At 72.8% G+C, this 23,759-nt stretch carries 17 protein-coding genes; 12 read left to right on the plus strand and 5 right to left on the minus strand.

Features of this window, described 5'->3' with window-relative positions:
• The 3 genes from ACIRPX_RS08210 to ACIRPX_RS08220 all read left to right on the plus strand — a co-directional run bounded on the left by ACIRPX_RS08210 (window position 1) and on the right by ACIRPX_RS08220 (window position 4,874).
• Window positions 1–999 carry an SMI1/KNR4 family protein gene (locus ACIRPX_RS08210; protein ID WP_404189978.1) on the plus strand — a complete coding sequence of 333 codons (999 nt, stop codon included), beginning with the start codon at window positions 1–3 and terminating at the stop codon, window positions 997–999.
• 7 nt (window positions 1,000–1,006) lie between these two features.
• Complete coding sequence (locus ACIRPX_RS08215; protein ID WP_404189979.1) at window positions 1,007–3,724, plus strand: SUKH-4 family immunity protein; 2,718 nt, start codon at window positions 1,007–1,009, stop codon at window positions 3,722–3,724.
• A gap of 262 nt (window positions 3,725–3,986) precedes the next feature.
• Window positions 3,987–4,874 carry a cellulose-binding protein gene (locus ACIRPX_RS08220; protein WP_404189982.1) on the plus strand — a complete coding sequence of 296 codons (888 nt, stop codon included), beginning with the start codon at window positions 3,987–3,989 and terminating at the stop codon, window positions 4,872–4,874.
• Between the two features lie 62 nt (window positions 4,875–4,936).
• Here ACIRPX_RS08220 and ACIRPX_RS08225 read toward each other — a convergent pair whose 3' ends face one another.
• Together ACIRPX_RS08225 and ACIRPX_RS08230 are read right to left on the minus strand one after the other, a co-directional pair.
• A complete protein-coding gene (locus ACIRPX_RS08225) occupies window positions 4,937–6,547 on the minus strand; it encodes a cation acetate symporter (RefSeq protein WP_404189984.1) in 1,611 nt (536 codons plus the stop codon).
• On the minus strand, window positions 6,544–6,987 hold the full coding sequence (locus ACIRPX_RS08230; RefSeq protein ID WP_404189987.1) for a DUF485 domain-containing protein: 444 nt from the start codon (window positions 6,985–6,987) through the stop codon (window positions 6,544–6,546). The genes ACIRPX_RS08225 and ACIRPX_RS08230 overlap by 4 nt, the downstream gene beginning before the upstream one ends.
• Window positions 6,988–7,535: 548 nt before the next feature.
• On the opposite strand from ACIRPX_RS08230, the gene ACIRPX_RS08235 reads away from it, so the two are divergent.
• The 3 genes from ACIRPX_RS08235 to mfd all read left to right on the plus strand — a co-directional run bounded on the left by ACIRPX_RS08235 (window position 7,536) and on the right by mfd (window position 14,843).
• On the plus strand, window positions 7,536–8,324 hold the full coding sequence (locus ACIRPX_RS08235) for an ABC transporter ATP-binding protein (protein WP_404189990.1): 789 nt from the start codon (window positions 7,536–7,538) through the stop codon (window positions 8,322–8,324).
• Window positions 8,321–10,900, plus strand: a complete 2,580-nt coding sequence (locus ACIRPX_RS08240; RefSeq protein WP_404189993.1) for an ABC transporter permease — start codon at window positions 8,321–8,323, stop codon at window positions 10,898–10,900. The genes ACIRPX_RS08235 and ACIRPX_RS08240 overlap by 4 nt, the downstream gene beginning before the upstream one ends.
• A 361-nt stretch (window positions 10,901–11,261) precedes the next feature.
• Window positions 11,262–14,843, plus strand: coding sequence for a transcription-repair coupling factor (mfd, locus tag ACIRPX_RS08245; protein ID WP_404189996.1), 3,582 nt, complete (start codon window positions 11,262–11,264; stop codon window positions 14,841–14,843).
• Window positions 14,844–14,948: 105 nt separating this feature from the next.
• On the opposite strand, the gene ACIRPX_RS08250 is transcribed toward mfd, so the two are convergent.
• Window positions 14,949–15,134 (minus strand): antitoxin, encoded by a 186-nt coding sequence (locus ACIRPX_RS08250; protein ID WP_404189998.1) that lies wholly within the window; start codon window positions 15,132–15,134, stop codon window positions 14,949–14,951.
• 189 nt (window positions 15,135–15,323) lie between these two features.
• Between ACIRPX_RS08250 and ACIRPX_RS08255 the strand changes: the two genes are divergently transcribed.
• Both ACIRPX_RS08255 and ACIRPX_RS08260 read left to right on the plus strand, forming a co-directional pair.
• Window positions 15,324–16,040 carry an HNH endonuclease family protein gene (locus tag ACIRPX_RS08255; protein WP_404190001.1) on the plus strand — a complete coding sequence of 239 codons (717 nt, stop codon included), beginning with the start codon at window positions 15,324–15,326 and terminating at the stop codon, window positions 16,038–16,040.
• Between the two features lie 76 nt (window positions 16,041–16,116).
• A complete protein-coding gene (locus tag ACIRPX_RS08260; RefSeq protein ID WP_404190004.1) occupies window positions 16,117–16,860 on the plus strand; it encodes an N-acetyltransferase in 744 nt (247 codons plus the stop codon).
• 14 nt (window positions 16,861–16,874) lie between these two features.
• Here ACIRPX_RS08260 and ACIRPX_RS08265 read toward each other — a convergent pair whose 3' ends face one another.
• Window positions 16,875–17,678 (minus strand): hypothetical protein, encoded by an 804-nt coding sequence (locus tag ACIRPX_RS08265; protein ID WP_404190007.1) that lies wholly within the window; start codon window positions 17,676–17,678, stop codon window positions 16,875–16,877.
• Between the two features lie 39 nt (window positions 17,679–17,717).
• Window positions 17,718–18,434, minus strand: coding sequence for a hypothetical protein (locus tag ACIRPX_RS08270; protein WP_404190010.1), 717 nt, complete (start codon window positions 18,432–18,434; stop codon window positions 17,718–17,720).
• A 194-nt stretch (window positions 18,435–18,628) separates the two neighbouring features.
• On the opposite strand from ACIRPX_RS08270, the gene ACIRPX_RS08275 reads away from it, so the two are divergent.
• From ACIRPX_RS08275 to ACIRPX_RS08290, 4 genes are all read left to right on the plus strand, one after another.
• Window positions 18,629–20,692, plus strand: coding sequence for an N-6 DNA methylase (locus ACIRPX_RS08275; RefSeq protein WP_404190013.1), 2,064 nt, complete (start codon window positions 18,629–18,631; stop codon window positions 20,690–20,692).
• A gap of 102 nt (window positions 20,693–20,794) precedes the next feature.
• Complete coding sequence (locus ACIRPX_RS08280; RefSeq protein WP_404190016.1) at window positions 20,795–21,364, plus strand: hypothetical protein; 570 nt, start codon at window positions 20,795–20,797, stop codon at window positions 21,362–21,364.
• Window positions 21,365–21,381: 17 nt separating this feature from the next.
• Window positions 21,382–22,896, plus strand: coding sequence for a protein kinase (locus ACIRPX_RS08285; protein ID WP_404190262.1), 1,515 nt, complete (start codon window positions 21,382–21,384; stop codon window positions 22,894–22,896).
• A 182-nt stretch (window positions 22,897–23,078) separates the two neighbouring features.
• Window positions 23,079–23,726 carry a SurA N-terminal domain-containing protein gene (locus ACIRPX_RS08290; protein WP_404190018.1) on the plus strand — a complete coding sequence of 216 codons (648 nt, stop codon included), beginning with the start codon at window positions 23,079–23,081 and terminating at the stop codon, window positions 23,724–23,726.
• The last annotated feature ends 33 nt before the right edge of the window (window positions 23,727–23,759 follow it).

The raw sequence follows: 23,759 nt of genomic DNA on the forward strand, positions 1-23,759 counted from the left end.
ATGACGACAGGTCGGCTCGGGCAGGAGGCCGCGCCGCCGAACGCGGCCTATGCCGGGCAGGTCGTGCATTTCCCGGATCCGGTACGGGCCGCACGTCACCCGAGAGGGGTACGCGTCGACGAGCGCGGCTATCCCTCCTTCTCGGCCTACGCGCGTGCCGCCGCGGAGATCGCGGAGCCGCCGGAGGGGTTCGGGGTGGACGAACTGCGGCTGACGGACTACGTGTCGGCGAACGCGGCTCTGGCGGCGACCGGTCACGCGTTGTGGGACACGGTGCCCGCGGTGGCGACCCCGCACGGCTGGACGTGGCATCACGTGGTGGGTTCGCGGCGGCTGGAGCTGGTGCCGGTCGAGGTGAAGGCGCTGCTGCGGCACCACGGCGGGATAGCGACGTCGCACGTCGACCAGAACAAGCGGGGCACGCGGCCGTTGCAGGAGACGCGGCCGGCGCACTTCGGGCTGCCGAAGTCCGGGGTGGCGGTGACGGAGGCCCAGGTGCAGCAGGTCGAGGAGGACCTCGGCTACCGGCTGCCGGGTGCCTACCGCTCGTTCCTGAAGGCGGCGGGCGGTTGCGCCCCGGTGGGTGCGGCGCTCGACGCGGAGCTGGGGCTCCTGATCGACCAGCCGTTCTTCACGGTGCGGGAGGAGGCGGCCGTCAACGACCTCGTCTACGTCAACAAGTGCCTGCGCGACCATCTGACCAAGGACTATCTGGGCGTCGGTTTCGTTCAGGGCGGGCTGCTCGCCGTGAAGGTGAAGGGCGAGCGGGTCGGCTCGGTGTGGTTCTGTGCCTACGACGACGCACGGGACGCCGATCCCTCGTGGGCGCCGGCGGACCGTGTGGAGCGGCTGCTGCTGCCGTGCGGCGAGGACTTCGACCGGTTCCTGTCGCGGCTCGCGGGTGATCCGCCGGAGCTGGAGACGGTGGCGAACCTGATGGTCGACGGCGGGTTCGCGCGTTCTGTTGCGGTGTCTTCCGAGTCTTCGGTGGGGGAGTGAGCGTTTGATGGTGACCTTCGCGCAGGCGCAGGAGCGTGCCGAGGAGTGGATCAACGCGGACCTGCCGTCGTACCAGCACCGTGTGGTGCGGGTAAGGGAGTTCGAGCTCGGGTTCGTGGTGTGGGCCGAGGACCGGGCGGACGGGCCGCGGTCGGACGGGGGCGGTCAGCGGCTGGTGATCGCCCGCGACAGCGGTGAGGCGACGCTGTGGCCCGCGCTGCCGGTGGGCGAGGTCGTGCGCCGCTACGAGGAGGAGTACGGCCGCCCGGACGAGGACGCGCAGCCTGCCCCGCCCGCTCCGGCCCGGGTGGATCTGAACCAGACGTCCTTCCTGCTGAGTCCGCCGGAGTGGCTGCAGGAGGCGGCGGACAAGCTGGGGATTCCGGACCGGCGCGGCGGCCAGGGCGCGGCCTCGTCCGGTGCGGGGGCTTCCGCGGCTCCGCCTGCCGCCGCGGCTTCCCCGGCGGCCCCGGGGGACGGAGAGCTGGCCCGGACGCAGGCCGGGCCGCCCGCCCGGCCGGCGGCGCCCGCCGCGCAGGGCGGTGGCGCCGGATGGCCGGAGGCGGGGGCGGGCGGTGCCGGGGCGCCGGGCGGGCCCGCCGGGGGGACTCCCTGGGCCGGGACCGACACCAACGCGGACTCCGGCGAGGACCGTTCCGTGCCGCTGCCCGCGACTGTGTTTGCACCGCAGCTGCGGGAGGGTGACGACGACCCGGACACGCCGCCGGACGCCAAGACGGCGCTGATGTCGGGCGGCAGCCGGCTGCCGCGCACGACGGTGTCGCCGTCGCTGGACGCACCCGCGGCGCCGGCCCCGCCGGGTGCCCCCGTTCCGGGGACGCCGCCGCCGGGTGCTCCCGCGCCCGGTGCCACGCCGCCTCCGCCACCCCCGGCGTACGGGCATCCGCAGGGTGCTCCCGCACCGGGTACGCCTCCGCCTCCGCCGCCGGCGGCGTACGGGTATCCGCAGGGGCCGGGAGGGGTGCCGGGTGCGCCGCAGCCGCCGGGCGCTCCGGGACGTCCGATGCCGCCGAACGCGGGGGACATCGCCGACGCCGCGACGAGCAAGGCCGGGCCTCCGCCGCGCCGCGCCTCGACCACGCCGCCTCCGCCGGGTGCCCCCGGGGCGCCGGGTGCGCGGCCGGCGAACACGCCTCCGCCGCCGCCGGCGCCCGGTGCGGGCGGCGGGTACGTGCCGACGCAGCTGGTGTCGTCGCTCGGTCCCGAGGGGCCGGAGGGCGCGTCCGGTCCGGGAGCCCCGCAGGCTCCGGGCGGCACGCCGCCCACTCCGCCGGGCGCCCCGAACCCGCCGGGCGCCCCGAACCCGCCCGGCGCTCCCCCCGCTCCTGGCGGTACGCCCCCGGGCGGCGTCCACCACGCCGCGACGATGTTCGCCGATCCGGGCCGGGGTCCGGCCGGCGGCCCGCCGCAGCCTCCGGGTGCCCCGGGTGCCCCGGGTGCGCCGCACGCTCCTGGCGCTCCTCAGCCCCCCGGCGCTCCCGGCGCCCCCGGGACGCCTCCCGCGCCCGGTGCGCAGGGCGCGGCGGCCGGCGGGGCCGTTCACCATGCGGAGACCGTGCTGGCCGCGCCGCCCGTGGGCGGGCCCGGCGCACCCGCGGTGCCCCCTCCCGGCACGCCTCCGCCGCCGCAGGCCCCCGGCATGCCGCCGGGAGCCCGGCCGCCCGTGCCGCCGGGCGCGATGGCGCCGTCCGGGCAGCAGCCGTCGTACGGCTACCCGCCGCCGCAGGGGCAGCCGACGGTCGGGCCCGGCTATCAGGCCGTGCTGCGCTACCGCGCGCAGGACGGTTCCGAGCAGCAGCTGATCCGGCGCTCGGCGCCGGGCACGCCGCACCCGGAGTGGCAGATCTTCCACGAGCTGCGCGGCATGAACGTGCCGCCGGACCAGGTGCTGGAGCTGCACACGGAGCTCGAGTCGTGCGAGCTGCCGGGTGCCTACTGCGCGCGGATGATCCGGGAACAGTGGCCCCAGGCGCGGATCGCGTCCATCGCTCCGTACGGCACCGACCACGCGAGCCGGCAGCAGGGGATGCAGCAACTGATCGCGCACCAGGGCGAGTTGCACCAGGTCGCGGACGGTCCCGCGCGCCCGGCGCCGGTGCGTGCGCCGTTGCCGCCGGTGCAGGCGGCGCCGCCGCTGCCGCCGGAGGGCGTCGCCCAGGAGCTGGCGGGCGCCTTCGGGCCGGGGATCTTCCGGTTCGAGCAGGCGGCGGTCTCCCGCCAGGGTGTGCCGCCGGTGGTGGCGCACTCGCTGGTGGTGGCCGGGCTGCCGATGGACATGAGCCCGTTCTTCTGGGCGCAGGCCCAGCCGGGGCGGCCGGTGCCGACGCTCGCCGAACTGGCCCAGGAGCGCGGTGTGCAGCCGTCGGCGGACGCGGGTTCGTACCTGGTCATGGGCAGTGACTTCGGCCGGGCGATCTGTGTGCAGTACGGCACCGCGAACATCGTGGCCGTGCCGGTGGAGGCGGGACCCGGCGGGGCGCCGGTGCCGCCGCAGTTCGTGAACACGGGGCTGCCGGAGTTCCAGCGGTGCCTGGCGCTGCTGGGCCGGATGTGGCGGCTGCGGTTCGGGCTGAACCCGGAGCAGGCGGGCCGCTGGACCGTCGACTTCCAGGCCCAGCTGGCCTCCCTCGACCCGGCGGCGCTCGGCTCGCCGGAGAGCTGGTGGTCGGTGCTGCTGGAGCAGATGTGGGACGGGCTGCTGTGATCCGCCGCCGCTGACGCCGTCTGATCCGACCCCGAGGGGCCGGGCCGGTCTTCTGACCGGCCCGGCCCTTTCGCGTGCGGCCTCGTGCGGCCTCGTGCCTGTGCGACTCGTCTGACCCGTGCGCGTGTCCGTGACCGGGTGCGACCGCACGTGGTGCTCGGAGTGTCGCGTTATGAACACTTCTGTCCGATATATCAAGATGTGCGCGAAATCATCATTTCGCGCCCGTTCGGCGGAAAGGTCGGCGGAGAGGGGTTCCAGGATGAGCAGCACACCGGTCTCGCCCCACGGCTTCGGAGTCGTACGAGGGCGTGGTTACTGTCCCGAACAGGTCGAGGCCTGCGCCGACGCGCTCTCCCGGGACCGCGACGCCGCCTGGGAGCGCGCGGCCCGGCTCACCGTGCTCGCCCGGGACATGGAGGTGGAGGCCGAGCTGCTGCAGGAGTCGGTCGCGCAGCTGGCCCCGCAGTCCTACGAGACCCTCGGGGAGGGCGCGCGGCGCCTGTTCCAGCACGTGCTGGACGAGGCCGAGGCCGTGCGGGAGCGGGCGCGGCAGGAGGCCCGGCGGCACCGGGAGGCGGCGGAGGAGCATGCGAACGGCGTGCGGGACGCCGCGCAGGCGGACGCCGACGCGGTGCGCGCCGAGGCCGAGGACCGGGCCCGTCACCGGCTCCTGGCGGCGCAGGCCGAGGCCGACGAGATCCGCGTCGGCGCCCGGCGCGCGGTGAAGGAGGGCCGCGGCGAGGCGCTGTCCGCGCTGCGGGAGGTGCGCCGGCGCACCTCCGCGATGCTCACCGAGCAGGCCAAGGAGTGTGCCGAGCGGTGGGCCGAGGTGGAGCAGCTGGAGTCCGACCGCATGGCCGGGCGCGATGCCCGGGGCGCCGAGCGGACGGCCCGCGCGGAGGCGGAACTGGCCGAGGCGGAGCGGCTGTTCGCCGAGGCGCAGGAGAACGACCGCCGCTGCCAGGAGGAGGCGCGCGAGCGCGCCGCCGAGATCCTCGCGGGGGCGCGGCAGCGCGAGGAGCAGATCGCCCGGGAGACGGAGCAGGTGCTGCGCGAGCACGGGGAACGGTCCGGCGACGTGCAGGCGGAGATGGACGTCGTCCGCAACAGCCTGACGACGCTGACGGGTTCGGCATCGAGCGACTGACGGCCCGGGAGGTCGGGGAGGGACGGGCGGGGCGAGGCGGCCCCGGCCGTCCCTCCCGGGGCTCAGCCGGTCCTGCGCACCGCGCCCGCCAGGATCCACCCCTCGACCGCTTCGTACTGCCGGCGTTGCTCCTCCGACGCCCTGCGGCCGGAGACCACCGTGCCGAGCCAGCCGAAGGCGAAGCCCAGCGGGATCGTCAGCAGGCCGGTCGTGGTGAAGGGGAACCAGTTGAAGTCGGCCCCGGGGAAGGCCGCGGTGGGTGAGCCGGAGACCAGGTTGGTGCCCGGCATCACGAGCAGGACCGCGACCGTACCGCCGATCAGCGTCCACAGCAGGCCCGTACGGGTGTAACGGCGCCAGAAGAGGCCGTAGACCAGGGCCGGGGCGATGGCGGAGGCGCCGAGGCAGAAGGAGAGCGTCACCAGGGGCTGCAGGCTGTGGTGCTGGACCAGCGTGGCGAGCAGGATCGTGGGGATGCCCACCGCCAGGGCCGAGATCCGGGCCAGCGTCATCTCCTGGCGCTCCGACATCTCCCGCACGCGCGCGGCGAAGACGTCGTGGGCGAGGGAGTTGGCGCAGGCGAGGATCATTCCGGCGACGGAGGCGAGCAGGGTCAGGAAGATCGCCGTCGTCACCGTGGTGAACAGGAACGTCTCCGCGGTGGAGACCTGCGCGCCGAAGGCCGCGCGGGAGCCCAGCAGATAGGCCGTGTTGCCCTGCGGGTCCGCCTGCGCGATCACCGCCCGCCCGATCAGCGCGGTCGCGCCGAAGCCGATCACCGTCATGATGAGGACGAACAGCACCACCGACGACACCGCCCAGGACATCGAGCGCCGCACCTGGCGGGCGCTGCGCGCGGTGTACATGCGCATGGTGACGTGCGGCAGGCAGGCACCGCCGATGACCACCGTGAGCTCCGAGACGATCATGTCCAGGCGGGGGGCGGGGCTGCCGGCGAACTCCACGCCGGAGTGCAGGAAGCGGGATCCGATCCCGCTCTGCGCGGCGGCCGTGCTGAACAGGGCGCCCGGGTCCCAGTCGAACCGCTGCAGCATCAGGACGGCGACGACGGCGCCCGAGCCGAGGAGCATCACGATCTTCAGGATCTGGATGAGAGCGGTGCCCTTCATACCGCCGATGGCCGCGTAGCTGATCATCAGGGCGCCGAGGCCGATGATGCAGCCGGTCTTCAGCGAGTCGCCGGAGAAGCCCAGGATGAAGGCCAGCAGCTGCCCGGTGCCCGCCAGCTGGACCAGCATCAGTGGCAGCAGCGCGGCGATGGTGACCAGGCACGCGGTGATGCGCACGCCGCGGCCCGGCATGCGCCGCGCCAGTACGTCGCCCATGGTGAACCGGCCCGCGTTGCGCAGGGGTTCGGCCAGCAGGAACATCAGCAGCATCAGGGACAGGGCGGTGCTCAGGGCCAGCGCGATGCCGTCGTAGCCGCACAGGGCGATCACCCCGCCGGTGCCCAGCACGCTCGCCGCGGAGATGTAGTCGCCGGCGATGGCGAGGCCGTTGCGCATGGGGGACAGGGAGCCGTAGCCGGTGTAGAACTCGTCGAGGTCGTCGCCGTCCGGGCCCGTCATCACGCACAGCAGCAGCGTGATCGTGGCGATCGCGGAGAAGGCGACCAGGGACATGGCCTGGGCGTTGCCGCTGAATCCGGTCACCGGGCCGCCTCCCGCTTGGCGTCCACCTCGGACTGCTTGCGGATACGGGCCGCGATCGGGTCGACGTAGCGGCGGGCGGTGTGCTCGTAGAGCCCGATCGCCAGCCAGGTGACCGGGATCTGCGCCAGCGCGAGGACCAGCCCGGTCGGCAGGCCGTCGGCGAGCTCGCTCGTCATGAACGACGGCGCGAACGCCGACAGGATCAGGAACAGCGTGAAGTAGCCGAGCGCGGTGAGGGTGGTGGTGCGGCGCTGCCAGCGGTAGGCGCCGCGCAGGATCCGCAGGTCGCTGTGGTGCCCGAGGGCGGGCTCGGGTGTACGCCGCCGCGGGGGCGGCTCGGGCGCTCTGACGGGCGGCTGCCAGGGATAGGTGGTGTCGTACACGGGGGACGGGTCGTGGGGTGGGTGGTACGGATGGCGCGGGGACGGTTCGTAGGACATCCCGGTGCTCCTTGCGTGGCTCGGGTCCTTGGCGGAGGACCGCAGGGAGGTGGGGGGCGGGTGGTCCCCGCACGCTACTCGCCGGTTCAGGGCCGTGGGGAGTTTTCACCAAACTGATTGGTCGGTACGCGCTTACATCGCTGACCTCGGGTGTTACCGCGATTAACTCAGATCTTTGGCGGGTTCCGACACGTTCACTTGACCCTCACGCGGCGTGAAGGCGGAAGGTGGGCGGGCCGGTGGGTGGACCGAACCCCTAGATCGGCTCCACCCGTCGGTGGAGCTCCCTTAGGGGTTCCTCCGTACTACGGCTCGGGGAGGGTTCGTCCCGCCGGAGGACGAGACGGGTGCAGGGCGTCCTTAACCTGGCTTTATGCCGCTGGGGGGCGGTTGACCGAACCGGCGGGGGTGGGGTTTTCCCCCGTGGAAGAGGGTGCTGGGCACCAGCGCGCGGCACCCCTCTTCGGCGACAGACTCATCGACGTAGCACCGCACAGCTCATTCGCAGACCGGCAGTTCCATCTGCTGCCCGACATAGGAGACTTACCATGACTTCGGCCGTGACCATTCCCAGGCACGGGGGCACTGGAGGGCGTACGGCCGTAGCCGCGCGGGCGCGGCAGGTCGTCAAGGCGTACGGGTCCGGGGAGACCCGCGTCGTCGCCCTCGACCATGTCGACGTGGACATCGCCCGCGGCCAGTTCACCGCGATCATGGGCCCCTCGGGGTCCGGCAAGTCCACGCTGATGCACTGCCTCGCCGGCCTCGACACCGTGACCTCCGGCGAGATCTACCTGGACGAGACCGAGATCACCGGGCTCAAGGACAAGAAGCTCACGAAGCTGCGCCGGGACCGGATCGGGTTCATCTTCCAGGCGTTCAACCTGCTCCCGACGCTGAACGCGATCGAGAACATCACGCTGCCCATGGACATCGCCGGGCGCAAGCCCGACAGGCAGTGGCTGACGCGGGTCGTCGACACGGTCGGGCTCTCCGACCGGCTGAGGCACCGGCCCACCCAGCTCTCCGGCGGCCAGCAGCAGCGCGTCGCCGTGGCCCGTGCGCTGGCCGCCCGGCCCGAGATCATCTTCGGCGACGAGCCCACCGGCAACCTGGACTCCCGTGCGGGCGCCGAGGTGCTGGGCTTCCTGCGCCGCTCCGTCGACGAGCTCGGGCAGACCATCGTGATGGTCACGCACGACCCCGTCGCCGCCTCGTACGCGGACCGGGTGCTGTACCTCGCCGACGGCCGGATCGTCGACGAGATGCTGAGGCCGACCGCGGACGCCGTCCTCGACCGCATGAAGGACTTCGACGCCCGGGGGCGTACGTCATGACCGTCCTGAAGACCTCCCTGCGCAACTTCTTCGCGCACAAGGGACGCATGGCCCTCTCGGCGATCGCCGTGCTGCTGTCGGTGGCCTTCGTCTGCGGGACGCTGGTGTTCACCGACACCATGAACACCACCTTCGACAAACTGTTCCAGGCGACCTCCTCCGACGTGACGGTCAGCGCCAAGGGCGCCTCCGACAGCGGTGAGACGACCTCCGGCAACGGCCGGCCGCCGGTCATGCCCGCCTCCGTGCTCGGCAAGGTGCGCGCGGCGCAGGGCGTGAAGTCGGCGGAGGGGACCGTCTTCTCGACCTCCGTCACGGTCGTCGACGCCGAGAAGGACAACCTGTCGCCCTCCAGCGGCGCCCCGACCATCGTCGGCAGCTGGAACGGCAACGACGCCCGCACCATGAAGATCTCCTCCGGCACGGCGCCCAAGCGCCCGGACCAGGTGATGGTCGACGCCGACACCGCCGCCAAGCACCACCTGCGGCTCGGTGACGAGCTCGGCGTGATCAGCGCGGTCGGCACGCACCACGCGAGGATCTCCGGCATCGCCGACTTCCAGGTCACCAACCCCGGTGCGGCGATCTTCTACCTGGACACCAGGACCGCGCAGCAGACGCTCGTCGGCCGCACCGGTGTCTACACCAACGTCAACGTCACGGCCGCCTCCGGCGTGAGCGACCCGCAGCTGAAGGACAACGTGCGCTCGGCGCTCGGCACCGGCTACAAGGTGCAGACCGCCAAGGAGACCGCCGACGCCAACCAGAAGGACGTCGAGGGCTTCATGAACGTCATGAAGTACGCGATGCTCGGCTTCGCCGGGATCGCCTTCCTCGTCGGCATCTTCCTGATCATCAACACCTTCTCGATGCTGGTCGCCCAGCGCACCCGTGAGATCGGCCTGATGCGGGCCATCGGTTCGTCCCGCAAGCAGGTCAACCGCTCCGTGCTGGTCGAGGCGCTGCTGCTCGGCCTGTTCGGCTCGGTGCTGGGGGTCGGCGCGGGCGTCGGTCTGGCCGTCGGCCTGATGAAGCTCATGGGCCGGATGGGGATGCACCTGTCCACCAGCGACCTGACGGTCGCCTGGACCACCCCGGTGGTGGGCCTGCTGCTCGGCGTCGTCGTCACCGTCCTCGCCGCCTACCTGCCCGCCCGCCGGGCCGGCAAGGTCTCCCCGATGGCCGCGCTGCGCGACGCCGGAGCCCCCGCCGACGCCCGCTCCGGGCGGATCCGCGCCCTGGTGGGCCTGGTCCTCACCGGCGCCGGCGGCTACAGCCTCTACCTGGCCGCGGGCGTGGACAAGGCGAAGGACGGCTCGCTGTGGCTGGGCCTCGGCGTGGTCCTCACCCTGATCGGATTCGTCGTCATCGGACCGCTGCTCGCGGGCGGCGTGGTGCGCGTCCTGGGCGCCGTGATCCTGCGGATCTTCGGCCCGGTCGGGCGGATGGCCGAGCGCAACGCGCTGCGCAACCCGCGCCGTACGGGCGCCACCGGCGCCGCCCTGATGATCGGGCTCGCGCTGGTCGCCTGCCTCTCCGTGGTCGGCTCCTCCATGGTCGCCTCCGCCACCGACCAGCTCGACAAGACCGTCGGCACGGACTTCATCGTCCAGTCCGACAGCGGACAGCTGATCACGCCGCAGGCGGTCAGGGCCGTGAAGTCCACGCCGGGCATGAAGCGGGTCACCGAGTACCGCATCGCCGAGGCCGACTACACGACCCCCGACGGCAAGACGCTCAAGAACACCGACATCACGGCGGCGGACCCGACGTACGCGACGGACCTGCGGACCAAGACGGTCGCGGGCAGGCTCGCGGACGCCTACCTGCCCGACTCGATGTCGGTCCACGAGAAGTTCGCCAAGGCGCACGACGTCCACCTCGGCTCGAAGATCAGGATCGCGTTCAAGGACGGGCGGACGGCCGAGCTGACCGTCCGGGCCATCACCAGCAGCGACGGCCTGATCGACGCGGGCTCGAAGTACACGTCCATCGCCACGCTGGCCAGGTACGTGCCGGCCGACAAGATGCCGCTGGACCAGCTGGTCTTCGCCACCGCCAAGGACGGGCAGCAGGGTGCCGCGTACAAGTCGCTGAAGTCCGCGCTGCACGACTACCCGCAGTACAAGGTGCGCGACCAGACCGACTACAAGCAGGCGCTGAAGGACCAGATCGGCCAGCTGCTGAACATGATCTACGGCCTGCTGGCACTGGCGATCATCGTCGCGATCCTGGGCGTGGTGAACACCCTGGCCCTCTCGGTGGTCGAGCGGACCCGTGAGATCGGCCTGATGCGCGCGATCGGTCTCTCCCGCCGCCAGCTGCGCCGCATGATCCGTATGGAGTCGGTGGTCATCGCCCTCTTCGGCGCCCTGCTCGGCCTCGGCCTGGGCATGGGCTGGGGAGCCACGGCCCAGAAGCTGCTCGCCCTGGAGGGCCTGAAGGTCCTGGAGATCCCCTGGCCGACCCTGATCGCCGTCTTCCTCGGCTCGGCCCTCGTCGGCCTGATCGCGGCCCTGATCCCGGCGTTCCGCGCGGGCCGCATGAACGTCCTGAACGCCATCGCCACCGAATAACCGAACAGAGGGGTACGGGGGGTACACAGCCACCGCACACGGGGGTTGCGGGGGACAGCCCGGCGCCGGGGAGTCTTGGGGGACTCCCCGGCGCCGGGTTCTGCCGTTCTCCGCGCCGGGGACGCCGGTCCGCGTCACCCGGCCCGTCCGGCGTTCGAGGACGGGGCCGTCCAGGCCGAAGCGGGGGTCCGGGGGCGGCAGCTCCCGGGACGGTCGCCGCGGCGCCGGCCAACCGGTGATCCGGCGTTGTCCACAGCGCGGCCGCGACCCCGCGGAGCGCGACGTACGCTGGAGAGACCCCCGGCCCGCGGCGCGCGTCGGGCGTTGCGCGTTGCCCACCCCCGGACGAAAGCCGCCCCGAATGAGCCTGCACGGTCTGCTCGACGCCGTCGTCAAGGACACCGCCCTCGCCGAAGCCGTCAAGGCCGCAGCAGGCGCGGGCCGCATGCACGTCGACCTGGTCGGCCCCCCGGCGGCCCGCCCCTTCGCGGTGGCCGCGCTGGCCCGCGAGACCGGCCGCACGGTGCTGGCGGTGACGGCGACCGGCCGTGAGGCCGAGGACCTGGCGGCCGCCCTCAGGTCCCTGCTGCCGCCCGACGGCGTCGTGGAGTACCCCTCCTGGGAGACGCTCCCGCACGAGCGCCTCAGCCCGCGCAGCGACACCGTGGGCCGCCGGCTCGCCGTCCTGCGCCGCCTCGCCCACCCGAGCCCTGCCGACCCTGAGACCGGCCCGGTCTCCGTCGTCGTCGCGCCCGTGCGCTCCGTGCTCCAGCCGCAGGTCAAGGGCCTCGGCGACCTGGAGCCGGTCGCCCTGAGGACCGGCAGCACGGCCGACCTGAACGAGGTCGTGGAAGCCCTCGCCGCCGCCGCGTACGCACGCGTGGAGCTCGTCGAGAAGCGCGGCGAGTTCGCCGTACGAGGCGGCATCCTCGACGTCTTCCCGCCCACCGAGGAACACCCCCTGCGGGTCGAGTTCTGGGGCGACGACGTCGAGGAGATCCGGTACTTCAAGGTCGCCGACCAGCGCTCCCTGGAGGTCGCCGAGCACGGCCTGTGGGCGCCGCCCTGCCGCGAGCTGCTGCTGACGGACGACGTGCGCGCCCGCGCGCGTGCCCTCGCCGAACAGCACCCCGAGCTCGGCGAGCTGCTGGGCAGAATCGCCGAGGGCATCGCGGTGGACGGCATGGAGTCGCTGGCGCCCGTCCTGGTGGACGACATGGAGCTGCTGCTCGACGTGCTGCCCAAGGGCGCCATGACCCTCGTCTGCGACCCGGAGCGGGTCCGCACGCGCGCCGCCGACCTCGTGGCCACCAGCCAGGAGTTCCTGCAGGCGTCCTGGGCCGCCACCGCGATGTCCAGCGCGGACGAAGTCCGCTCCGGCGAGGGCGGTGGTGGGCGACGGGCGGGAGGCGAGGCGCCCATCGACGTCGGCGCCGCCTCCCTGTGGTCCATCGCGGACGTCCGGGACCGGGCGCGCGAGCTGGACATGATGTGGTGGTCGGTGTCGCCGTTCGCGGCGGACGAGGAGCTGGACGCGGACACCCTCAAGCTCGGCATGCACGCCCCCGAGACCTACCGCGGCGACACCGCCAAGGCGCTCGCCGACACCAAGGGCTGGCTCGCCGACGGCTGGCGCACGGTCTTCGTCACCGAGGGCCACGGCCCCGCGTCCCGCACCGTCGAGGTGCTGGGCGGCGAGGGCATCGCGGCCCGCCTGGACGCCGAGCTCGGGCAGATCGCCCCGTCCGTCGTGCACGTGGCGTGCGGCTCCATCGACTACGGCTTCGTGGACCCGGCCCTGAAGCTCGCGGTGCTGACCGAGACCGACCTGTCCGGCCAGAAGGCGGCCGGCAAGGACGGCGCCCGGATGCCGGCCCGCCGCCGCAAGACCATCGACCCGCTCACCCTGGAGGCGGGCGACTACATCGTCCACGAGCAGCACGGCGTGGGCCGCTACATCGAGATGGTGCAGCGCACGGTCCAGGGCGCCACCCGCGAGTATCTGGTCGTCGAGTACGCACCCGCCAAGCGCGGCCAGCCCGGCGACCGCCTCTACATCCCCACCGACCAGCTGGAGCAGATCACCAAGTACGTCGGCGGGGAGGCACCGACCCTGCACCGCCTGGGCGGCGCCGACTGGACCAAGACCAAGGCGCGCGCCAAGAAGGCCGTCAAGGAGATCGCGGCCGACCTGATCAAGCTCTACAGCGCGCGCATGGCGGCCCCCGGGCACGCGTTCGGCACGGACACCCCGTGGCAGCGCGAGCTGGAGGACGCCTTCCCGTACGCGGAGACGCCCGACCAGCTCACCACCATCGCCGAGGTCAAGGACGACATGGAGAAGACGGTCCCGATGGACCGCCTGATCTGCGGCGACGTCGGCTACGGCAAGACGGAGATCGCGGTCCGCGCCGCCTTCAAGGCCGTCCAGGACGGCAAGCAGGTCGCGGTCCTCGTCCCGACGACCCTGCTGGTGCAGCAGCACTTCGGGACGTTCGGCGAGCGCTACTCCCAGTTCCCGGTCAACGTACGGGCGCTGAGCCGGTTCCAGACCGACGCCGAGGCGAAGGCCGTGCTGGAGGGGCTGCGCGACGGCTCGGTGGACGTCGTCATCGGCACCCACCGCCTGTTCTCCTCGGAGACCAAGTTCAAGGACCTGGGCCTGGTCATCGTCGACGAGGAGCAGCGCTTCGGCGTCGAGCACAAGGAGCAGCTGAAGAAGCTGCGCGCGAACGTCGACGTGCTGACGATGTCCGCGACCCCGATCCCGCGCACCCTGGAGATGGCGGTCACCGGCATCCGCGAGATGTCGACCATCACCACCCCGCCCGAGGAGCGCCACCCGGTCCTCACCTTCGTCGGCCCCTACGAGGAGCGGCAGATCGGCGCGGCCGTCCGCCGTGAACTCCTGCGCGAGGGCCAGGTCTTCTACATCCACAACCGGGTCGAGTCCATCGACCGCGCGGCCTCCCGCCTGCGCGAGATCGTCCCCGAGGCCCGTATCGCGACGGCGCACGGCCAGATGTCGGAGTCGACGCTGGAGCAGGTCGTCGTCGACTTCTGGGAGAAGAAGTACGACGTCCTCGTCTCGACCACGATCGTCGAGTCCGGCATCGACATCTCCAACGCCAACACCCTGATCGTGGAGCGCGGCGACAACTTCGGCCTGTCCCAGCTGCACCAGCTGCGCGGGCGCGTCGGCCGCGGCCGCGAGCGCGGCTACGCCTACTTCCTCTACCCGCCGGAGAAGCCGCTGACGGAGACGGCCCACGAGCGGCTGGCCACCATCGCCCAGCACACCGAGATGGGCGCGGGCATGTACGTGGCCATGAAGGACCTGGAGATCCGCGGCGCCGGCAATCTCCTCGGCGGGGAGCAGTCCGGGCACATCGCGGGCGTCGGCTTCGACCTGTACGTCCGGATGGTCGGTGAGGCCGTCGCCGACTACCGCGCCGCGCTGGAGGGCGGCGTCGAGGAGGAGCCGCCGCTGGAGGTCAAGATCGAGCTCCCGGTCGACGCGCACGTCCCGCACGACTACGCCCCCGGCGAGCGCCTGCGCCTGCAGGCCTACCGCGCCATCGCCTCCGCCGACACGGAGGAGGACATCAGGTCGGTGCGCGAGGAACTCGTCGACCGCTACGGCAAGTTGCCCGAGCCGGTGGAGAACCTGCTGCTGGTCGCCGGGCTGCGCATGCTCGCCCGCGCCTGCGGCGTCGGCGAGGTCGTCCTGCAGGGCAGCAACATCCGCTTCGCACCGGTGGAGTTGAGGGAGTCCCAGGAGCTGCGGGTCAAGCGGCTCTACCCGGGCGTCGTCGTCAAGCAGGCGGTCCACCAGGTGCTCGTACCGCGCCCGAAGACCGCGAAGGTCGGCGGAAAGCCGCTGGTCGGACGGGAACTGCTGGGCTGGGTCGGGGAGTTCCTGACGTCGATCCTGGGGTCGTAGACCCCGGAGGCGCGGCAGGACCCCGAGAAGCCGTCCGCGTGAGCCGGGGCTCCGCGGACGGCCGTGGTCCTCAGGTTCCGGGCAGAGCTTTCGAGTCCCCGGGTGCTACGGCTGCTCGGGCCTGTCCCGGTCCATGCCCATCCGGCCCTCGATCTTCTGCTGCGCGTCGTCGACCTGGCTCTCGTACGCGTTGCCGGTCCTCTCGTTGACCTTCTTCTCCACCATGTCGGAGGCCTGTCCGGCCTTGTCCTGCATCTGGCGGTTGCTCTTGAACCTGTCGAAGATGCCCATCCAGAGCTCCTTCCGGAGTCGCTCACTCACGACGTTACGTCTGAATTGCGTGGATCGACCACTTCAGTCCGAATTGGTCTGGACCTCGTGAACGCCTCGGTGCGCCCTGCCGCTACGGTGTGCGCGCAGCGTGGGCGGGAAGACGCCCCCTGCAGGGGGACTTGGGTGGACAAAGGGGAGGGACACACCGTGAGGCGTCCGAGGGTCGGGGCCGTGGCAGCCGTCGTGCTGGTGTTCGCCGTGGCCGGCTGCAAGGTGGAGACGAAGACGGGCTCCGGCGGGCCGGAGCAGACCGGGGGCGGCGGCGCCGCCCTGACGGCCGCCGAGTCGCTGACGGTGAAGGGCCGCGCCCCGAAGACCGGCTACAGCCGTGACAGGTTCGGCACCGCCTGGGCGGACACCGACTCCAACCGGTGCGACACCCGGGACGACATCCTCAAACGGGACCTGGACGACGTGAAGTTCACCGGCGGCTCCTGCAAGGTGTCCTACGGCGTCCTGAAGTCGGACCCGTACTCGGGCAAGCAGGTGACCTACAGGCGCGGCCGCAGCTTGGTCGACATCGACCACGTGGTCGCCCTCTCCGACGCCTGGCAGAAGGGTGCGAAGTACTGGGACGCCAGCAAGCGCATAGCCCTGGCCAACGACCCGCTGAACCTCCTCGCCGTCGACGCGGGCACCAACCGCTCCAAGGGCGACGGCGACACCGCGACCTGGCTGCCCCCCAACAAGGCCTTCCGGTGCACGTACGTCGCGGGTCAGGTCGCCGTCAAGAAGAAGTACGGGCTGTGGGTGACGGCCGCGGAGAAGGCGGCGATGGAGAAGGTCCTCAGGACGTGCCCGGGGCAGAAGCTGCCCTCCGGCGGCAATCCGACGAAGGCGCCGAGCCGCTTTCGCGCGAACTGACACGGCCCGCGCCGCCCCGCCGGGGCGGCGCGAAAACCCGGTTTCCCGCCGTGCGGCTGCCGCCTACGGTGACCGCATGGAGCTGAAGGTGTCGAGCCTCGCCGAGCGTCCCGAGATGTTCGGGCCGGTCGTGCACATGGACAACAGCTGGCCCGAGTTCGTGAAGCACGACCCCGTCGGCGACGCCCTCCACGGACGGATCGCCGCCGAACTGCCCGAGTACGTCCTGTTCGCGGTGGACGAGCGGGACCAGGTCCTCGCCCACGCCTGCAGCGTGCCCTTCGTCCTCGGCGCCGAAGGCCGCGGCGCACTGCCGGACCGCGGCTGGGACCAGGTGCTCGTGTGGGCCTTCGAGGACCTGCGCGGGTCGGCCCGGCCCGACACCGTCAGCGCCGTCGCGATCGTCGTGGCCCCGCACGTCCAGGGGCGCGGACTGTCCGCGCGGATGCTCTCCGCGCTGCGCGACAACGCCCGCAGCCTCGGCTTCGACGAGGTCGTCGCCCCGGTCCGCCCGAGCGCCAAGCACCTCGAACCGCGCACGCCGATCGAGGAGTACGCGCACCGGGTGCGGGCGGACGGGCTGCCGCACGACCCCTGGCTGCGCGTGCACGCCCGGGCGGGGGCCCGCATCGAGTGCGTGGCCCCCGCCTCCATGACCGTCTCCGGCTCGCTGGCCGAGTGGCGCGGCTGGACCGGGCTGCCCTTCGACGCCCGGGGGGACGTCGAGGTGCCCGGGGCGCTGGTGCCGGTGCGGTGCGAGCCGGAGCGGGATTACGCCGTGTACGTCGAGCCCAACGTGTGGATGCGGCACGCCCTTTGAGGGGCGCGGGCGGTTCAGCCGCCCAGCGCGTCCAGATCCAGGATCTTCCCGGCGGGCTTCTGTGCCGCAACCGGCTTCTCGAAGTCGCTGAAGGTGAGGGAGCCCGGGTCCTTCGCGGTGCTGTCCAGGCGCAGCAGATACGGCTTGCCCTCGGTGGCGACGTACATCGTGTAGCGCTCCTTGCCGTCCTTCACCTTCAGCACGGCCGCCGTCGCACCGTCGACCCGCGCCGTGCCGGCCCGGGTCGCCGCGGGGTCGTCCGTGCCGCCCGAGGAGCCGTCCGAACCGACGTCCTCGGCGCCGCCGAGCACCGCGCTCAGGTCGCAGAAGCTCGCGATGTCCTTGGCGTCCGAGCCCTTGGCGGACATCTTGGTCCACTTCCCGGCCAGCATGGAGACGGCCGCGTCGACGTCCGCCTTGGACTCGCCCTTGCTCTGCTCGCGCAGGAACGCCTCGTCGTACTTCATGTAGACGGTGTCGCCGGTCTTGATCAGGTCGGTCCTGCCCTGAGCGCCCATGCCGAGCGTGCCGGCGCACTCGTTCTTCTTGTTCAGGGCCATGTCGATCCGGATGGTGCCGTCGCTCTCGTCGTCCTGGACGGTGCCCTTCATCCGGAGCGAGGAGGCGCCGGTGGTGGCCTTCATGGCCCGGTCGCCGATCTCGTCGGCGCTCAGGCCGGCGAACGGATCCTTCGGCTTGCTCGACGCGGCCGTGGCGGACGCCTTGCCGTCGGCCTTGTCCTGGCCGGACTGGCAGCCGACGAGAGCGGTGGTGGCCGCGGCGGCGAGGCAGACGGCGGCAAGTGCGGTGCGACGCATGGGGATTCCTTGGTGGAGATCGAAGTGGTGTGAGGGGGGTCAGCCGGTCTTCTGCCAGTCGTGGCAGCCGGTGGTCTTGAAGTAGCCGTCCGAGGAGCTGATCGTGACGACGGCCGTGCCGGTCACGTTGTTGTTCGCGATGATCGAACCGAGCGAGTGCCCGGCGTCCTTGGCCCGCTCCCAGTAGCAGGAGTCGTCCGCGTTGCCGGTCGACCGGTAGGTGCCGGGCTTGATGTCCGAGCCGACTCTGAACATCCCGCCGTCGCCGGCCATCCGGGACGCGGGCGTGCCCTTGGCCCCGAGGTCGACGGCCTCCCAGTCCTTGCAGCCGCTGGACTTGAAGAGCTTGTCGGTGGCCTTGACGGTGACGTAACTGGTGCCGCTGACATTGTCGTTGGCCAGGATGGAGTCCACCTCGCCCTTGGCGTCCTTGGCCCGCTCCCAGTAGCACATGCCGTCGCTGTTGCCGGTGGTGCGGTAGGTGCCGGGCTTGATGTCCGAGCCGACGCGGAAGTCGCCGTCGCCGGCGAACGCGGCCTTCTTCGCGACGGCCGGGGCCCCGCTCCGCGCGGCCTTCTTGCCGGAGCCGGAGCCGGAGCCGGAGCCGCCGTCCGTGCCGGAGCCGTGCCGGGCGGACGCCGAGGAGTCCTTGCCGGAGCCGCCGTCGCCGTTCCCGCTGCCGCCGTTCGTCGACGCGACACCGATGATCACGACCCCCACGACGGCGCCCAGCGCGATCTTGCCCTTCATGCCCATGGCTGTGTCCCCCCTCGGACCGCGGCCGCCGCCCTTCGACGGCCGCTCGTTCGCTGGGTCAATAAGAGCAGAGGCTGTGAACCGAGTCAACACGGTTCACGCATTCCGAGCTATACACGGTCGTGAACCCTTGGATCTTGCGCACGTCGGTATGCTCGCCTCACACACGGTGGGGATGACGAGGGGAGCCGCCGGTGCAGGACAACGCGACAGAGGTGACCGCCGCCGGGATCGCGCGGCTCGCCGGGGTCGGCCGCGCCGCCGTCAGCAACTGGCGCCGCCGGCACGCCGACTTCCCCAAGCCGGTCGGCGGCACCGAGACCAGCCCGGCCTTCGCGCTCGCCGAGGTGGAGGCCTGGCTGCGTGAGCAGGGCAAACTCGCCGAGGTCCCGCTGCGGGAGCGTGTCTGGCAGCAGCTCGCCGGGCACCCCGAGGGCCCCGCCACGGCACTGACCCACGCCGCCTGCGTCCTGCTGCTCATCCACGCCCGGCCCACCGCGTGGCTGGCGGTGAGCGCGGGCTCCGACGACCAGCTGGCCGCGCGACTGCCACAGGCGCTGCGGGAGGTGCTCGCGTCACGGTTCGGACCGGGGACGGGACCGGCGCCCGGAACGGGACCCGCTGCCCACACCCCGCCGGCCGTGCACGCCCCCACCACGCCCCAGCTCCTGCCCTCCGTGCCCCTCCTGCGCGGTGCCGCCGAGCTGGCCGCCGAGACGGGGGCGCGGCAGACCTTCGAGTTCCTGCTCGGCCGGCACCTCGACGCCAATCCGCGCCAGTACACGCCGACCCCCGCCGACCTGGCCGGTCTGATGGCCGACCTCACCGGGCCCGCCCGTACCCTCCTCGACCCGGCCTGCGGCACCGGCGCCCTGCTGCGCGCCGTCTCCCCCCGCCCCGGCCAGGAGCTGTACGCCCAGGACAGCGCCCCCGAACTGGCCGCGCTCACCGCGCTGCGGCTCGCCCTGCACACCCCGGCCGCCGTGCGCGCCGCCACGGGCGACACGCTCCGCGCCGACGCCTTCCCCGACCTGCGCGCGGACGCCGTCCTGTGCCACCCGCCGTTCAACGAACGCAACTGGGGGCACGGCGAACTCGCCTACGACCCCCGCTGGGAGTACGGTTTCCCGGCCCGCAACGAGTCCGAACTGGCCTGGGTGCAGCACGCCCTGGCCCGCCTGAGGGACGGCGGCACCGCCGTGCTCCTCATGCCGCCCGCCGCGGCGTCCCGCCGCTCCGGCCGCCGCATCCGCGCCGACCTGCTGCGCCGCGGCGCCCTGCGCGCCGTCGTCGCCCTGCCCGTCGGCGCGGCACCGCCGTACAACATCCCGCTGCACCTGTGGGTGCTGCGGCGGCCGGAACGGGCCTCCGCGCAGCCGGAGTTGCTGCTCGTGGACACGGGGCGGCACGCCACCGAGGGGCGCGGCGGGCCCGACTGGCGTGCCGTGCGCGAGAGCGTCCTCGACGCCTGGCGCGCCCACGACCGCACGGGCACCCTGGAGGAGCGCCCGGGACTCGCCCGTTCCCTCCCCGTCATCGACCTCCTCGACGACGACGTCGACCTGGCCCCGGCCCGGCACCTGCCACCCCCGGCGGCGGCCGACGGCGCGGGCGCCCTCACCGCCGTACGCGAACGCCTGGGCGAGACGCTGCGGCTGACCGCCGACCTCGCACCGTCGCCCGCCGGCCCGGCGTCCGCGCGCTGGCCGCTGACCACCGTCGGCGAACTCGCGCGCGGGGCAGCCCTGGTGATGCGCACCGGCGGAAACGGCGGCCACGCGCGCGTGCCCGTGCTCACCGACCACGACGTCCTCGCCGGCACGGCACCCTCCGGCAGCCTGCCCGAGAGCGACGACGAGGCCGTGCTGACCGAACCGGGCGACGTGGTCGTGCCGGTGCTGGGCGGCGGCTCGGTGGCGCGGGTCATCGACGACGCGACCGGCGGGGCCGCCCTCGGCCGCAACCTCGTGCTGCTGCGCCCCGATCCCGCCGCGCTCGACCCCTGGTTCCTCGCCGGCTTCCTGCGCGGCACCGCCAACAACCGCCAGGCCAGCAGCTACGCCTCCACGGCCACCCGGCTCGACGTGCGCCGCCTGCAACTGCCCCGGCTCCCGCTGGACGAACAGCGCCGCTACGGCGCCCGCTTCCGCGCCCTCGACGAGTTCGAACGCGCCCTCAGACAGGCGGGCCGGCTGGGGGAGCAGCTCGTACGCGGGATGTACGACGGGCTGACGGACGGGACGGTCGCGCCGGACTGAGCCGGACAACGGTTCGGTACAACCCGTGACCGGTTGTCCCTGTCGGCCTATACGCTCGGACACAGCATCGGTGTTCGTCCCATCAGGTCTTCAGGAGCAGGCATGCAGGGCCACGGCTACGCCCCGCCGCAGCGGCGTCGACCCTCGACCGGGGTGCTGGTCCTGCTGCGTGTGATCTTCGTGGCGGTGGCGATCCTCAGCATCGGGTTCCTGTCCTGGGTGGCGACGCTGCGGGCCGCGATCGTGACCCGCAGACCGCTCGACTGGTGGATCTTCGGCGGCTCGGTGGCGGTCCTCGGCGTCAGCTTCGGCCTGCTCGCCACCGACAACACCGGTGACTTCAGCACGCCCAAGGGCAACGCGGGCATGATCATCCTGCTGCTGAACGCCGCGGCCTGCGCCGGCTACTACCTGTACGCGGACATACGCCACTTCCGGCCGCACCCCGTCGGCCATGCGGTGCCCCCGGCCCAGGGCATGGGCTACGGCTACCCGCAGCCCCCGTCGCCGTACGCGGCCACCGTCCCGCAGACGCCGGTGAACCCCACGCCCGTGCCGCCGCCCCCACCGCAGCGCCCCGCCCCCGCCCGTATCGACCAGGTGCGCGCGGAACTCGACGAACTCAGCGACTACCTGCGCAAGCACCCCGGCAACCCTGAGGGCGGAAGGTGACCGCGACGACCGGGCGTGTGGTGGCCGGCCGGTACGCGCTGTCCACGCTGATCGGCCAGGGCGGCATGGGCCAGGTGTGGACGGCCTACGACCAGCGGCTCGACCGGCGCGTGGCGGTGAAACTGCTGCGCCCCGACAAGGTGGCGGGCCAGGAGGCCGACGAGCTGCGCCGCCGCTTCGTGCGCGAGTGCCGGGTGACCGCGCAGGTCGACCACCCCGGCCTGGTCACCGTGCACGACGCGGGCAGCGAGGGCGAGGAGCTCTTCCTCGTCATGCAGTACGTCGACGGCGCCGACCTCTCCGACCACCTCGCCGAGCACGACCCCTACCCCTGGCAGTGGGCGGTCGCGGTCGCCGCGCAGCTGTGCGCGGTCCTCAGCGCCGTGCACGCTGTGCCGATCGTCCACCGCGACCTCAAGCCGCGCAACGTGATGGTGAAGCAGGACGGCACGGTCACCGTCCTCGACCTCGGCGTCGCCTCGGTGATGGACACCGACACCACGCGCCTGACCCACACCGGCTCGCCCATCGGCTCGCCCGCCTACATGGCGCCCGAGCAGGCCATGGGCGGCGCGGTCGGCCCCTACACCGACCTGTACGCGCTCGGTGTGCTGCTGCACGAACTCCTCAGCGGCGACGTGCCGTTCGCGGGCTCGACGGCGCTCGGCGTGCTGCACCGGCATCTCTACGAGCCGCCGGTCCCCGTGCGCCGGCTGCGCCCCGAGGTGCCCGAGGCCCTGGAGGCGCTCGTGCTGCGGCTGCTCGCCAAGGACCCGCTGCACCGCCCGGCCGCCGCCCAGGAGGTCTACGAGCACCTGGAGCTGCTCCTGCCCGCGCGCGGGACACCCACCGGCGCCCCCCTGGACCCCACGCGTCCCTTCCTGCGCCCGCACGCGCCCTGGCCGGACCGCGCCCGCACCCCGGCGCCCCGGCCCGCCCCGGTCCCACCCGCCGTGGAGAAGGCCGAGAAACCGGACGTCGCCCGCGCCGTGGACGAGGTCAAGCGCCTGCTGGGCGAGGGCCGCATCACCCAGGCCGTCGACATCCTCGGCGCGATCCTGCCGGCCGCCGCCGAACAGCACGGCGAGCACTCGCCGGTGGTCCGCACGCTGCGCAAGCAGTACGCGGCGACCCTCATGGACGACGGCCAGTACCGCCGCGCCCTGCCGGAACTGCGCCGCCTCGCCGACGAGCGCGCCGCCGAGGCCGGCCAGGCCGATCCCCAGTCGCTCCGCTTCCGCTACGAGGCCGCCCAGTGCCTGGAGTCGCTGGGCGAACCGGCGGCCGCGCTGGCCGAGTACCGCGCGCTGCTGCCGTACTACGAGAACCAGTACGTGGCCGGCGACCCCGAGCTCGCCCACGACGTCCGCCGCCGCATCGGCCTGCTGCTGCTCGCCCTCGGCGACCGGGCCGCCGCCCACGACACCCTCGCCCGGCTGCTGATGGACCTGGAGCGCCTGCGCGGCCCCGGCCACCCGCTCGCGGCGGAGGTCCGGCGGACGCTGCAATGGCTGGGACAGGTGCGCGGCTAGGGCCCTCTGCCGTCACGGGCCGGCGACGTCCCACGCGCGCGTGGGCGCCCCGGCGGGAGGCGACGGTGCCTGAAGTCGGGGTGAATCGTTGGTCGAATGGGTTGGCCAGAGCTTGGCCGCTGCATACCATCGATCACCGCAAGACTTTGTGCACCGTCGCACAATCTCCTCGGGAGGCTTCCTTGCACCGCCGCCGTCGCTCCGCGCTCGTCCTCACCGCCGCGATCGCCGCCGCGGCTCCCCTGCTCACCGCCTGCGGAAGCGACGCGCATCCCGGCGCGGCCGCCGTGGTCGGCGGACAGCGGATCACCGTGGCGCAGCTGGAGAACCGGGTGAACGAGGTGCGCACGGCACAGCGTGCGGCCGTCAAGGACGACGCCCAGTACCAGCAGGCCGTCTCGCAGACCAGCTCCCTCACCCGCGACACCCTGCACAGCATGGTCCTCGACCGGGTGCTGCACCGGGCCGCCCAGGACGCGGACATCACGGTCACGCCCAAGGAGATCCAGCAGATGCGCACCGGCCTGGAACAGCAGGTCGGCGGCGCCAAGGCGCTCGAGACGGCCTGGCTGCAGCAGTACGGCGTCGCGCCGGAGCGCCTCGACGACAACCTCCGCCTCCAGCTGGAGGCGCAGAAGCTCGCGCAGAGCCTGGGCACCGACACCAGCAAGCCGCCCTTCTGGAACGCCCTGTCCAAGGCGTCCAAGGAACTGAACGTCGACCTGAACCCGCGCTACGGCGCCTGGGACGTCCAGCAGAGCAGCCGCGTCGACGCCAAGACGCCGTGGGTGCGCGAGGTCACGACGTCCGGGACGCAGCAGCCGGCGTAACGGCCCGCCGCCTGTGGACACCTTCCGGTGCCG

Source organism: Streptomyces sp. NPDC101225, from assembly GCF_044767585.1.
Taxonomy (GTDB): Bacteria; Actinomycetota; Actinomycetes; order Streptomycetales; family Streptomycetaceae; genus Streptomyces.

Bases quoted from the DNA above. Each gene is read 5' to 3' on its own strand.
- ACIRPX_RS08250 (WP_404189998.1), bottom strand. From the start codon at position 15,134: ATGGGCATCTTCGACAGGTTCAAGAGCAACCGCCAGATGCAGGACAAG.
- ACIRPX_RS08210 (WP_404189978.1), top strand. From the start codon at position 1: ATGACGACAGGTCGGCTCGGGCAGGAGGCCGCGCCGCCGAACGCGGCC.
- ACIRPX_RS08265 (WP_404190007.1), bottom strand. From the start codon at position 17,678: ATGCGTCGCACCGCACTTGCCGCCGTCTGCCTCGCCGCCGCGGCCACC.
- ACIRPX_RS08260 (WP_404190004.1), top strand. From the start codon at position 16,117: ATGGAGCTGAAGGTGTCGAGCCTCGCCGAGCGTCCCGAGATGTTCGGG.
- ACIRPX_RS08235 (WP_404189990.1), top strand. From the start codon at position 7,536: ATGACTTCGGCCGTGACCATTCCCAGGCACGGGGGCACTGGAGGGCGT.
- mfd (WP_404189996.1), top strand. From the start codon at position 11,262: ATGAGCCTGCACGGTCTGCTCGACGCCGTCGTCAAGGACACCGCCCTC.
- ACIRPX_RS08220 (WP_404189982.1), top strand. From the start codon at position 3,987: ATGAGCAGCACACCGGTCTCGCCCCACGGCTTCGGAGTCGTACGAGGG.
- ACIRPX_RS08280 (WP_404190016.1), top strand. From the start codon at position 20,795: ATGCAGGGCCACGGCTACGCCCCGCCGCAGCGGCGTCGACCCTCGACC.
- ACIRPX_RS08270 (WP_404190010.1), bottom strand. From the start codon at position 18,434: ATGGGCATGAAGGGCAAGATCGCGCTGGGCGCCGTCGTGGGGGTCGTG.
- ACIRPX_RS08230 (WP_404189987.1), bottom strand. From the start codon at position 6,987: ATGTCCTACGAACCGTCCCCGCGCCATCCGTACCACCCACCCCACGAC.
- ACIRPX_RS08240 (WP_404189993.1), top strand. From the start codon at position 8,321: ATGACCGTCCTGAAGACCTCCCTGCGCAACTTCTTCGCGCACAAGGGA.
- ACIRPX_RS08215 (WP_404189979.1), top strand. From the start codon at position 1,007: ATGGTGACCTTCGCGCAGGCGCAGGAGCGTGCCGAGGAGTGGATCAAC.